This window comes from Neobacillus sp. NPDC093127, assembly GCF_044754175.1.
GTDB lineage: Bacteria > Bacillota > Bacilli > Bacillales > Cytobacillaceae > Neobacillus.
This window is the reverse complement of the sequence record NZ_JBIVOP010000002.1, coordinates 177,247-189,561: the sequence shown is the minus strand read 5'-3', so window position 1 is coordinate 189,561 and position 12,315 is coordinate 177,247. Positions and strand designations below refer to the sequence as shown.

Genomic DNA, 12,315 nt, shown 5'->3' with positions numbered 1-12,315 from the left:
AATAGTATCGCATTAAAAAAGATTTTTTCTTCTTTGTCCGTATCAACAATAAATCAAGTGAGTAAAGCGTATTTAACTTGTCTCATCTTAGTAGTCCGACCCCTAACGGCTTTGTGTAACGCTTAATGAAAACTTTTATCAAAAAAAATAAACGTAACCTATATGGCTACGCCTAAAACAATCTGCTTTGTTATGGCTAACTATTATAAATTTCTACCCTGGTTTGTTTCCATTCTATAATTATCAATCATTAACATTAATTGTTGTTCAAAAATCTCCCCTGGTGTTGACCCTTTAAATTGTTCTTCAATCAAAAATGCGGTTGCTAATTCATTTGGGAACGAATCATCTGAAGCAGGACTTTCAATAAAATAATTTACTATAATATTTGCTAATCGAACGTGATTCTTTTGTGGGATTCGTTTGATAAGATCGATAAGATAATTTTCATTAATAACTCTTACACCCTTTTGTTCTTTTCTTATTAGACCTCTTTTTTCTAATTGATTTAATGCTTTAATGATTTGCTGTCTACTGAAGTGATCTCTAAAATTCTCAATAATTAAGCTAGAATTAATCCAGTCATTCGCATTACAATTATTTCTTATACTTTTCCAAACTAATCTTGCGGTTACAGAAGTACGTTTATCTACCAATTTTTCTTCCTTCATAACCATATAGTACGCCATTAATTCACCCTCCGTTTTTTTCCATCTTACAAAAATAAAGTACGTTTACGCAATGTCCACATAATTGTACGAAAAAACAAAATCTCAAGGAAAATAGAAATTATTTAGGGTGTTCGACATTGGTATATTCAGGAAAATATATGTTCAAAATATAATAAAACATACTTAGGAGCGGACAGATGTATAAGTTAGTTCGGAGACTCAAAAAGAATTGGAAGACCAAATTGATCGTTAGTTATGTCGTTATTTTTTGGTATTCATCTTCTTTTAATTTTATATACGAAAATCCTAGCAATGTTTCTACGGGTCTAATAATGCTATTGATGCCTTTTTTTGTTGCTTTAACGTATAAACCATTCCGAAGTTTTGTATTCGAAATGCTTTCTGTATTAATAAAATCAATTAGATATAAGAGCGGACTTCCCGTTGACATAAGGGATATAGATAAAATGGATGGTTTTGAATTCGAGAAATTCTTAAAACCCGTTTTTGAGCGGCAAGGGTATCTAACGAGAGTAACGCAAGGATCTGGCGATTATGGTGCGGATTTAATTTTGCGAAAAGGTCGCAAGAAATACGTTGTTCAAGCGAAAAGATACAATAGCAATATCGGAGTTAGTGCAGTTCAACAAGTTGTTGCTGCGATGAATTATTACGATGCAAACGGAGCGATGGTAGTTACGAATCAATACTTTACTCCATCAGCCGTTAAACTTGCAAAAGTAAATGGTGTTAAGTTGATTGATCGGGACTCTTTATCGAAAATGTTGTTGTAACATGAGTGGATTAAATATTTTAAGTACATTGTATTTTCTTTTTTTTCCTTATTGATCTCTTTGATTTAGCTTTAGGTGAATTTTGTATAGCTATTGGATGCGTTTGTAAAGCGTATAATTAATCACCGGTAGCTAATGTGAGAGACAAACGGAAGGATGCTTATTTACGGAAAAATGGCTGGAAAGTGATGAGATTTAGTGGACGACAGATTTACCAACAGTTAGAAAAGGTTCTATAGCGGATTGATAAAGTGATATCAGATAAATTAAGCCCTAACTGTACATATAAGTAAACCGCTAAGCCTGGGGGTCGCTTAACGGTTTAATTTCTTGCAGCATAAGGGAATTGTCTACTTTCTATTCTTTAGCCCCATTTTATTTGTGGGCTTTTTCTTTAGGGATTTCTTATTCTTCCTGTTTTTATAATTGCTATAAATCATAAATAACTTGTAAAAAACATCTAAAACAATGCTAATCGCTACTAGAACTTCATTAAAATTCAAGCTTACAACTCCTTCGATTAAAATCTCTATCATGAATTAGATTCTAGTAAGTTATGCTTTATCTAGTTGTCTTAATATCCACTAGGTTAACATAGAGAAACACCATAAATCAATATATAGTACCGAAAATATTTCCGACACCACTATATATTGTAGTTAAGGCAAATAACAATGATTTTGTCAAACTAATAATATGCAGAAAAAATAAGAAAACTTGAGAATAATGGCTATATAGCCCATAAAACAGTATTTTTTAATATTTTCCAGAAGTTGATTTTCTAAAGGAGGCAACAAAATGAACGAGTTGGTGGGGGCAAAATTAACAATTTCTCGCATTAAAACGCAGCTCCTCGACATTGCTGGAGAGTTGATTGCTGACGATTTATCAGATAAGAATTACGCTATCGAACGTTTGCTAAAAGTTGTGGAATATATCGATGACAACGATGTGAAGGTTAGTGAAATTCAAATATAAAAGCCCTGGTGACGTGCCAAGGCTCTACTTATTAACAGTTTGTTCCTCTTGAAGTTTTCGGAACTTATATAATACCATTTCTCTTGCAGCTTCTTTAGTACTGCCATAACAATTACAAACTCCAAGACTGTTATCAGATGTTATTAGCATAGTAAATAATTTATACACAGACTTTATGGCTTTGCTCTACTACTTGAAGACTAGCTAATATTAGAGTCCACCAAACTTCTTCTTCAAAATTAACCTCTTCGTTTATTGGTCGACTATGTACTATATTATTTCTTATTTTATAAAACCATGTCGCTTCCTTAGCGTCCTTAAAACTAGGAGGTTTTACAGACTTGATTAAATCAATTGTATTACTGCCAATTCCATCGAAAATTGTGATTAACGATTCTTCTTCTGTAGGTTTCACTTTTAATTTCTGCTCCAACAAAAGCGCAAAATCATCAATTGAAAGGGAACTCATTAAACTTCTATGAAGCGAATTAAAAGAGAACGAGTGAAAGACGGCTTCAATACACCTATAAATTTCAATAAATACATCTTTCCATTGAACCGAAATCAAGCTTTTAGTTAACAGATTATAGTTGATAGTTTTGAAATTCTGTACAAAAAGATCAGTGTACTGAATTAAAATCTCTTCAGAAAAATTTAAAGGCAGTAGATTTTTATTATTAGTAAGAATGTAGCCAACAAGATTTCCCAATCTATGATTAATAAAAGCACTGTTTGGATTAATTTCAAATAAAAGAATATTATGAAAGTATAGGATTAAATCATTGTAGTCGTGTCCTGTATATGTCTGTTCCTCATGTTGAAATAAAATTTCATCATAAATTTCGGATTTAGAACTTTGCCTTCTAATAGGAATTCCCAATTCACAAACTAATTTCAAAAAAACCCCTGCAGAAAGTTCATATTCATTAAGAAATAGGCCTTCATCAAAATTTACATTAATATTTTCATATCCTGTAATTATGAAATACTTTTTTCCATTCAGCTTAAAAAAGGAAGAAATCACTCCAGGAGAAATAGGTAAAATTTCTTCTATATTAATATTTTTACAATCATCCTTATCTTGTTCTGAAAAAGAAACCCATCTTTTCCCTGAAGGAATTTGTCTTCCGATGTCACTAACAAAATTCAAAAGCCGAGAAAAAATAAAATCGTTCATTTCATCTCTTCTTCTAAAACGATTAGGCATGTTTATTACGACCTCCAACAAGGAGAAAGCTTACTGAATCTAAATTCCTCTTTAATCAATGTTCTAAATGCATTAGTAAAAAATTCCCTTTCATAATCTCCAACCTTTGAAACAACCTTAGTTATTTTTTCATTAAGGGTCAAATAATCGAGAAATTCTCCAAGTTGGTCGTTATTGTATTCTTTAATTTTATCTAAGAATTGATCCATTTGCGTTAATACTTTATTACATTTTTCATGTTGTTCCTCTATACTTTTTTCATCTCCGGGCAGTCCGAAAATCTCTATAGAAAAAGCAGTCATAAAGCCGACTCTTGCTGTTTGGCTTCCGAACAAATCCTTACCTTTTTTAAACTTAGTCGGAACTTTAGACTCCTCTTCCTCACCAGATAGTTCAGTATCAGGTATATAATTAAAAATATATTCATCAAATGTGTTCATTCTAGAAAGTAGTACAAAAAATATTTCACTAAAATCATTGTCAGAAGTCGCTTCAATGAAGTCGAGTTTTGTAAATTCATCTGCTAATGCTTCTTTTGTATCAATTTTGTATTTTCTTGCACCAAAAACCAAAAAAAGTTCAATAATCTTATCAGCCTGATAGCTTCCAGGTTTTGTTCTATTCCCATTTTCGTCAATTTCGATTAATTGAATATTATGTACTTTGGTTCGGATTTCATTTATCAATGTGTTATATAATATTTCTATCTGCCTTCTTAAGTTCCAAGGTACCTGACCTGAATTAAGGATTAACATACGGTATAGTAGACTATTTGTATTAGTAGATAACCAGTATTCAACTCGTATATCTTTATCATTTAAATTACTGTTACTTTTAATAGCTTCACCTATTGCCGTGGTTCTTTGCATACCGTCAATAATTGATAAACTTTCTTTTGGGACATTATTTAATATTTCGAGTATTGCATCTCTGTCTGAATTTAATAAATTCACTTTTTCATAAGTTTCTGTATCCAAAACGATACCAATCACAATAGGCGGGAGAATTGTACCTCTAATTATATCTTCTCTCATTCGATCTCTAATTCTAATTGCGGATTTAGTTTTTAATGCTTGTCTTTGCCCTTCAATCCCTCCTTTATCTTTATAAGCAATTTGTACTAATTCCAAATAATCCTTAATTTTAATATTTGTTAGAACAGAAAAGCAGTCTACTCTTTCATCCTTTAAAATATTTACGTAATCACTCATTAAATTTTCTCCTTAAACCATAATTAACCTTTTTTTATGATAGCATCTTCTAATCACACTTTCAAAGTATTTTAGGCATTTAAGCATGGCACTAATTAAATCCTTTCATTGTTATTAAACAAAATCATCTTGAATTTAAAGAAAAAAAACGACACCCGATAAGGTGACGTTCAAATATATATTATTTATGTTCATTGTTAAGCAATCATTTTTTACAGACCCTCAAAGCCTTTTTCAATTGCGTCCTCTAAGTCTTTTCCATATATCTCAACATAACGCTTTAAAATCTCTAGCGACTGGTGACCCGATAAGCGTTGCAATACAAAAATATTCGTTCCTGCTTCAACCTTTAATCGACAGAATGTCCGTCTAAATGCGTGTGGGCTGACCGTGACTTCATTTCCAACTCCCGTTAGTTTTCCGTAGTGACGTAATCTATTTTGTATGGAGCGTCCTCCAATAGGTTGATTTACTACGTTAATAAATAATATGTCTGTATCCAATGCACCACGTTCTTCAATGTATGCTTTTAAGACCGCTCTCAGACGCTTTGTAAGAGGTATACGGCGTGCGTAGCGGTTCTTGGCACGTTGTATATTAACTGCGCCCTTTCCATCAAAAGAAACGTCTTGGATGCGTAGAGAGGTTAATTCTGTAAGTCTAATGCCCGTATGTGCAAACGTCAACATAACTGCCAGATCACGTAAGCCAATAAAGGTTGTAACGTCAGGTGCATCTAGCAAAAGTTTTAACTGTCGTTTTGTAAATGTTGCACCAACTTCATGCCTTTTACGGAGTTGCTGAACGCCTTCATAAGGATTCGTATCTATATACTCTTTTCGTAAACAGAAATTAAAAAAGGTTCTACCCGCCCGAAGCCGTGCATTAATCGTATTTACGGCACGACCTAAATTTTGTTGATGCTCAATAAATTGCTCAATATGGTCCATCGTCATTTTTCGAATATCTAATAGGGGTACGTTAATTTCGGTAAAAGCCCGACCAGTTTGCTTGAGTTCCTTATCGTAAAATTTCACTGTTTCTGAAGAAAGACCTTTAATGCGACAATGTCTCAGAAATTCTTTTACTGCGTACTGAAAATTTGAGACCTGTAACTGCGTGGTATTTCTTTCAAGTGCGTGTTGAATGGAAATGTTGGTAGTGCCGTTCCTTCGTTTCATAGCGGAACCCTCCTTAGAATTTAACGTAAGGGGAGTCTTGAACTGCGTGGTATTTATTCGTGTTATTTTCGGTTGAAATGTACCCATTGAAAAATGGACATAAAAGAATATCACCACGTATATAAAACGCAGTGATATCAACGATTGTATAACGCGCTCGGAGGGAATCGAACCCCCATTTTAAGAACCGGAATCTTACGTGCTATCCGTTGCACCACGAGCGCTAATTTGTAACGACTTACATATTATATGCTAGTTTCGACAACTTTGCAAGTAAATAATAGGTTTTAAATTAGTCCGGATTGGTTATGCTTAAGTAGGAAAGTTGTCGAACATTTGAAAGGCGAATTGTTTGACCTTTATTGACCATCAGTGTATGATTACTATACAAATTATTTTAAACTTTCACACTCAGGAGGAGGAAGAAATATGAATTTGATTCCTACAGTTATTGAACAAACAAACCGCGGTGAACGTGCCTATGACATTTATTCCCGTCTATTAAAGGATCGGATCATTATGCTTGGCAGCGCTATTGATGACAATGTTGCTAACAGTATTGTAGCACAATTATTATTTTTAGAAGCGGAAAATCCTGAAAAAGATATTACCCTTTACATCAATAGTCCAGGCGGAAGCATCACAGCCGGGATGGCGATTTACGATACCATGCAGTATATCAAATCAAATGTATCAACTGTTTGTATCGGAATGGCAGCTTCCATGGGAGCATTCTTACTTTCAGCTGGGGAAAAAGGTAAGCGTTTTGCCCTTCCAAATGCTGAAGTCATGATTCACCAGCCACTTGGCGGTGCCCAAGGCCAAGCTACCGAAATTGAAATTGCCGCTAAGCGGATCCTTTTCCTTCGTGAAAAATTAAATGGAATTTTAGCCGAGCGCACTGGCCAGCCGCTTGAAGTCATTCAAAGAGATACCGACCGCGATAATTTCATGACGGCTGAAAGAGCAAAGGAATACGGCCTGATCGACAGCATCATCACCCGCCACACACTTGATAAAAAAGAGAAATAATCAAAGGGATGCAGTTGGCATAATGCCAGCTGCATTTTTTTGTGACCGGAGCGGCCCATTTTTCCTGTCTCCGGGCACAATTATCGCCTTTTTCCCTTCCTCGGGCAAAAATAAAAGGGTTCAGCCTCCTAAATGAGGCTGAACCCTTTCCAAATTAATGATCTTTTTGAATAAAGTCAGTTAATGCGTTGATGGCTTTTTCTTCGTCATCGCCGTTTGCGATAATATTAATCACGATTCCTGAGCCAACTGCAAGGCTCATTAATCCCATGATACTTTTTGCATTTACCTTTTTGCCATCTTTCTCTAGAAAAATATCCGCTGAAAAGCGGTTTGCCTCTTGCACAAAAAGTGCTGCTGGTCGTGCTTGGAGACCTGTTCTCAATTTAACCTCTACCTGTTTTGCCAACATTATTTAATTCCTCCTCATTTTTTTATCCTATATTATGATAACAAATTCATTATTTCACAAAGTCAAAATCACTTAGCCCTAAAGCGGACAATATTTGGGTCCCTTCAGACCCGTCTACTTCCTTTGCGCAATTTCGCCCATTCGGAGCTTCTCGGCAATCTCATCAATTTTACGCAGACGATGATTAATTCCTGATTTACTAATGGCACCGCCGGAAACCATTTCACCCAGTTCTTTTAGAGTAACATCCGGAAAATTCAACCGAAGCTCTGCAATTTCCCGCAGTTTATCCGGTAAGATTTGCAAGCCAACCGTCGCATCAATCAAGCGGATATTCTCGACCTGACGGATGGAAGCACCAATTGTTTTATTGAGATTGGCGGTCTCGCAGTTTACCAGGCGATTCACTGAGTTCCGCATATCCCTGACGATTCGAACGTCTTCAAAGCGGAGCAGGGCATTATGGGCACCGACAATATTTAGAAACTCGGTAATTTTCTCGGCTTCCTTTAAATAGGTAATAAAGCCTTTTTTACGCTCAAGTGTTTTACTGTTAAGTCCGAATGTATTCATTAATTCGCATAAAGAGTCATTATGATCTTTATAGAGCGAAGCAATTTCCAAGTGATAGGAAGACGTTTCCGGATTATTGACGGAGCCTCCAGCTAGAAAGGCACCTCGCAAATAAGAACGCTTACAACACTTCTTTTTTACAAGATCCGGCGAAATATCGTGGATGATGGTAAATCCATCTCCAATAATTTTCGTGTCCTCCAGGATTTCCTTTGCCTGCTGGGACAAACGAACAATGTAGACATTGTTTTTTTTCAGACGCATTTTTTTGCGGACCAGCAATTCTACTTGCACTTGGTAGCTTTTTTTCAATAATGTATAAATTCTTCTTGCAATCGCGGCATTTTCGGTTTGAATATCAACAACTAACTTACGATTTGAAAAGGAAAGGGAACCGTTCATACGGATCAAAGCCGAGAGCTCTGATTGAATGCAGCACGTTTTCACTTCCAGGTTAGTTAATTCTTTTTTCGTTTCCGAAGCGAAAGACATCCCCTCACCCCTTTATAAAAAACATTATTAATTTAAAATGCCTGCTACTATCTACGCTTCATAACGCTTTTTGGTTTCATCCACGAGCAAATTATATAAAATATTTGCTACTTTTTTCGGATCATGCCGGAGTGCGCCATTTTCCTGATAGGCAATATCCGCATGGACCACCTCGAGACCCAGTTCAAAAAGCTGTGGTAAATCATACTTTACCGGGTCAGCCAGCTCTTCATTATAGCGAAGCTGCACTTCCGGGGGAATTTCTTCATTATTGACAAGGACCGTATCGACAAAGGCACAGCTCATATGGCTATATAAGGCCTTGACGTGATCGCTCGCCGTATAGCCATGCGTTTCCCCTGCCTGTGTCATTAGATTACAAATATACACCTTTTTCGCATTGGAGCGGCAAACCTCATCCCCTAATCGTGGGACAAGCAGATTTGGCAAGATACTGGTATACAAACTTCCAGGGCCAATGATAATTAAATCAGCCTGGCGAATCGCTTGGATTGACTCCGGTAATGGGCGGATTGCACTTTTAGATGTTAAATACACTCGTTTAATTTTTTTCCCCGAATAAGGGATTTTTGATTCCCCGGAAACAATTGCTCCGTCCTCCATCTCCGCATGCAGAACCACACTTTGATTAGCAGCCGGAAGCACTTTACCGTGAACATTCAAGATTTTGCTCATCTCTTGAATGGCATGAACGAAATTGCCGGTAATCGATGTCATCGCCGCCAAGATTAAATTTCCCAGCGAATGTCCGGAAAGTTCATTCGAGGTTTTAAAACGATGTTGAAACATTTCCTCAACCAGCGGCTCTACATCTGACAGTGATGCTAATACATTACGTATGTCGCCGGGGGGAGGAATATGCAAATCCTCGCGCAAGCGTCCTGAACTGCCGCCGTCATCCGCGACAGTCACAATGGCGGTAATATCCACAGGAAACTGTTTTAACCCTCGCAATAAAACCGGTAAACCTGTTCCTCCGCCAATGACGACAATCCGAGGCTGTCTTAACTCTCTCATGTTGTTTTATCCTTTCTCCTCTCAATGTCGCGGTGGGAAACGCATGTTTTATAATCATTTTCGAAAAATCGGCCCAAATACTCAGCAAGGGCAACCGAACGGTGCTGCCCGCCAGTACAGCCAATCGCAATCACCAGCTGCGCCTTTCCTTCCCGCTTATAATGTGGAAGCATGAAGCTTAGCAGATCCGTTACTTTTTCCAAAAACTTTTGCGTCTCATTCCATTTTAAAACATAGCTTGAAACTTCTTCATCCAGCCCTGTCTTTGGTCTCATATGATCAATATAATGGGGATTCGGCAGGAAGCGCACATCAAAGACGAGGTCTGCATCAATTGGAAGCCCATGTTTAAAGCCGAACGACATGACATTGACAGTAAAGATTAATTGTTTATTCGCGGTAAATTCCGTTAATATCTTCTCACGTAATTCACGTGGTTTCATCTGGGAAGTATTGTAAATCAATTGTGCCCGGCCTTTTAATTCCTCAAGAAGTTCGCGTTCAAGCGAGATGCCCTCAAGAGGTAAGCCTGACTTGGCCAGCGGATGCGAACGCCTTGTTTCCTTATATCTACGTACTAATGTCGAATCATCCGCATCTAGAAATAAAATCTGCGGCTTCACCCACGATGTTTCGTCCAGCTCATCCAATGCTTTGAATAAATGGTCAAAAAACTCTCTTCCCCGTAGGTCCATTACGAGGGCAACCTTATTCATTTTATTCCCTGATTCCTTCATAAGTTCAAGAAATTTCTGGAGCAGTGTCGGCGGCAAATTATCTACACAGAAGAACCCTAAATCTTCAAAGCTTTGGATTGCTACCGTTTTTCCTGCCCCAGACATTCCAGTAATAATCACCATCTGGGTATCGTTAATCGAACCGGTACTCACTCTAATTCCCCCTAATTATATTAACTTGGATCTAATCGATAACTGATTAGTTCAAAATCTTTTGTATAAGTAAAAGTACCGTAAATGATGCCCTTTCCATGAATCATGTAATCAATGATATGGTAATCGCCTGCAGCCATCGGCAGAGCTTTCACCTGGTCTATCGCATGCCACGCCAGCTTCCCCTCTTCAGATTCGACTAAATCAATGCCGTCTGAATCCGCTGCCATAAAAGTAAACATCATCCACTCGGAAAGAAGCTCATCACTTTCCTTCATAATCATAGTAAAAATCCCTTTTAATTGTGGACTTTTTAAATAGATGCCCGTTTCTTCACGGTATTCCCTGATGCAGGAGTCCCTTACCGATTCACCCGGTTCCATTTTTCCGCCTGGGGCCACCCACCAGCCCCGGCGCGGTTTCTGCAGTAACAATATTTGGTTATTTCTTATCAAAACACAATTGGTGACCCGTTGCATTCTTTTCACCTACTAAAACTAATATTGTAACAGTTTATTTTATTCTTTTCATTATACTATTTTTAGGAAACAGCCACAATGAATACAAAATTGATATTTTTTTACCTTAGCAGGCCCAAACTAATATGGTGTTTCACGCCACAATTTACGACAAAAAGGTATTCAAAGAATCATTCCTTAATCTTTAGGCGCTCCCCCCCTTTTCCACGCAAAAAAATGGCACAAGCTGCTGGGCTTGTGCGCTCAAAAGGTATTTATTTTAAAGGGGGTCAATTTATATAATCATACCCTATCTATATTTCACTACTGTTACAGGAAAATTAAAACAGAGTTACTTTTTCGTAAAGTGTAAATTTACAATTATACCTTTTCCCTACCCGGTTATTTCTTTAATTTCATCTCTTCTTGAAGTTCTTCGACAAATTGCTGTGCACTTTGGGCAGCAATACTGCCATCTCCAGTGGCCGTGACAATCTGGCGGAGCGTCTTTTCACGAATATCTCCGGCAGCGAAAATACCCGGCACCTTTGTTTCCATTTGTTCATTTGTTTCAATATAACCATTTTCATTCGTAATGCCAAGACTGACAAATGGTTGCGATAGCGGCAGCATTCCGATATAAACAAATACACCATCTGCTGGCAGTTCCTGCTCTTCACCAGTTTGTGTCGACACCAAGGTCACGCTGCCTACTTTGCCATTTTTATCATTAATCGACTTAAGCGTGTGATTCCAAATAAAATCAACCTTTTCGTTAGCAAAGGCACGGTCTTGGAGGATCTTTTGCGCGCGCAGCTGATCGCGGCGGTGAACGATGGTGACTTTGGATGCGAAACGGGTTAAGTAAACACCTTCCTCAACAGCTGAGTCCCCGCCCCCAATGACGTAAAGTTCTTTATTTTTAAAGAAAGCACCATCACAAACGGCGCAATAAGAAACGCCGCGGCCGCCAAGTTCTTTTTCACCAGGAACGCCAATTTTCTTATACTCAGCACCGGTTGAAATGATGACAGCGCGCGCTTTATATTGTTTAGACCCAGCAGTAATGAGTTTGTAGTCGCCATGGTCAACGATTTCCTTAATATCGCCGTAGGCATATTCAGCGCCAAATTTCTTGGCATGTTCAAACATCTTCGTTGATAAATCAGGACCTAAAATACTCTCAAAGCCCGGATAGTTCTCAACATCCTCTGTATTGGCCATTTGCCCGCCAGGCATGCCGCGCTCAATCATCAATGTAGAAAGGTTCGCGCGTGATGTATATACAGCAGCCGTCATCCCCGCAGGACCAGCCCCGGCAATAATGACATCATAAATTTTTTCTTCAGTCATGGTTGGTTCACTCCTCTTGTATAAA

The 12,315-nt window shown here is 37.6% G+C and carries 14 protein-coding genes and 1 tRNA gene; 4 read left to right on the top strand and 11 right to left on the bottom strand.

Translation table 11 applies throughout. The features are described from left to right. Positions 1 to 203: 203 nt before the first annotated feature. The gene (locus ACIQCO_RS04080; RefSeq protein WP_400426227.1) at positions 204 to 671 is read right to left on the bottom strand and encodes a hypothetical protein; all 468 of its coding nucleotides are present in this window, start codon (positions 669 to 671) and stop codon (positions 204 to 206) included. Positions 672 to 1,138: 467 nt separating this feature from the next. Between ACIQCO_RS04080 and ACIQCO_RS04075 the strand changes: the two genes are divergently transcribed. From ACIQCO_RS04075 to ACIQCO_RS04065, 3 genes are all read left to right on the top strand, one after another. Then, complete coding sequence (locus tag ACIQCO_RS04075) at positions 1,139 to 1,465, top strand: restriction endonuclease (RefSeq protein WP_400426224.1); 327 nt, start codon at positions 1,139 to 1,141, stop codon at positions 1,463 to 1,465. Between the two features lie 137 nt (positions 1,466 to 1,602). Further along, the gene (locus ACIQCO_RS04070) at positions 1,603 to 1,704 is read left to right on the top strand and encodes a DUF559 domain-containing protein (protein WP_400426222.1); all 102 of its coding nucleotides are present in this window, start codon (positions 1,603 to 1,605) and stop codon (positions 1,702 to 1,704) included. Positions 1,705 to 2,263: 559 nt separating this feature from the next. Next, positions 2,264 to 2,443, top strand: a complete 180-nt coding sequence (locus ACIQCO_RS04065; protein WP_400426220.1) for a hypothetical protein — start codon at positions 2,264 to 2,266, stop codon at positions 2,441 to 2,443. A 160-nt stretch (positions 2,444 to 2,603) separates the two neighbouring features. Here ACIQCO_RS04065 and ACIQCO_RS04060 read toward each other — a convergent pair whose 3' ends face one another. The 4 genes from ACIQCO_RS04060 to ACIQCO_RS04045 form a co-directional block, all read right to left on the bottom strand. Continuing rightward, positions 2,604 to 3,650, bottom strand: coding sequence for a hypothetical protein (locus tag ACIQCO_RS04060; RefSeq protein ID WP_400426218.1), 1,047 nt, complete (start codon positions 3,648 to 3,650; stop codon positions 2,604 to 2,606). A gap of 5 nt (positions 3,651 to 3,655) precedes the next feature. Continuing rightward, positions 3,656 to 4,861 (bottom strand): ParB N-terminal domain-containing protein, encoded by a 1,206-nt coding sequence (locus ACIQCO_RS04055; RefSeq protein ID WP_400426216.1) that lies wholly within the window; start codon positions 4,859 to 4,861, stop codon positions 3,656 to 3,658. A gap of 212 nt (positions 4,862 to 5,073) precedes the next feature. Further along, positions 5,074 to 6,042 carry a tyrosine-type recombinase/integrase gene (locus ACIQCO_RS04050; protein ID WP_400426214.1) on the bottom strand — a complete coding sequence of 323 codons (969 nt, stop codon included), beginning with the start codon at positions 6,040 to 6,042 and terminating at the stop codon, positions 5,074 to 5,076. Positions 6,043 to 6,194: 152 nt separating this feature from the next. Next, a tRNA-Arg gene (locus tag ACIQCO_RS04045) sits at positions 6,195 to 6,266 on the bottom strand. Positions 6,267 to 6,471: 205 nt separating this feature from the next. Here ACIQCO_RS04045 and clpP point away from each other — a divergent pair. Next, positions 6,472 to 7,074 (top strand): ATP-dependent Clp endopeptidase proteolytic subunit ClpP, encoded by a 603-nt coding sequence (gene clpP / locus ACIQCO_RS04040; protein ID WP_400426212.1) that lies wholly within the window; start codon positions 6,472 to 6,474, stop codon positions 7,072 to 7,074. Between the two features lie 154 nt (positions 7,075 to 7,228). Here clpP and ACIQCO_RS04035 read toward each other — a convergent pair whose 3' ends face one another. The 6 genes from ACIQCO_RS04035 to trxB all read right to left on the bottom strand — a co-directional run bounded on the left by ACIQCO_RS04035 (position 7,229) and on the right by trxB (position 12,290). Beyond that, positions 7,229 to 7,486, bottom strand: a complete 258-nt coding sequence (locus ACIQCO_RS04035) for an HPr family phosphocarrier protein (RefSeq protein WP_400426210.1) — start codon at positions 7,484 to 7,486, stop codon at positions 7,229 to 7,231. 114 nt (positions 7,487 to 7,600) lie between these two features. Next, a complete protein-coding gene (gene whiA / locus ACIQCO_RS04030) occupies positions 7,601 to 8,551 on the bottom strand; it encodes a DNA-binding protein WhiA (RefSeq protein ID WP_400426208.1) in 951 nt (316 codons plus the stop codon). Positions 8,552 to 8,602: 51 nt separating this feature from the next. After that, positions 8,603 to 9,589 (bottom strand): gluconeogenesis factor YvcK family protein, encoded by a 987-nt coding sequence (locus ACIQCO_RS04025; protein WP_400426206.1) that lies wholly within the window; start codon positions 9,587 to 9,589, stop codon positions 8,603 to 8,605. Continuing rightward, positions 9,586 to 10,479 (bottom strand): RNase adapter RapZ, encoded by an 894-nt coding sequence (gene rapZ, locus ACIQCO_RS04020; RefSeq protein ID WP_400426204.1) that lies wholly within the window; start codon positions 10,477 to 10,479, stop codon positions 9,586 to 9,588. Before rapZ ends, ACIQCO_RS04025 begins: the two co-directional genes overlap by 4 nt. Positions 10,480 to 10,499: 20 nt before the next feature. Further along, positions 10,500 to 10,958 carry an NUDIX hydrolase gene (locus tag ACIQCO_RS04015; protein ID WP_400426202.1) on the bottom strand — a complete coding sequence of 153 codons (459 nt, stop codon included), beginning with the start codon at positions 10,956 to 10,958 and terminating at the stop codon, positions 10,500 to 10,502. Between the two features lie 381 nt (positions 10,959 to 11,339). Further along, on the bottom strand, positions 11,340 to 12,290 hold the full coding sequence (trxB, locus tag ACIQCO_RS04010; RefSeq protein ID WP_400426200.1) for a thioredoxin-disulfide reductase: 951 nt from the start codon (positions 12,288 to 12,290) through the stop codon (positions 11,340 to 11,342). Positions 12,291 to 12,315 lie beyond the last annotated feature (25 nt).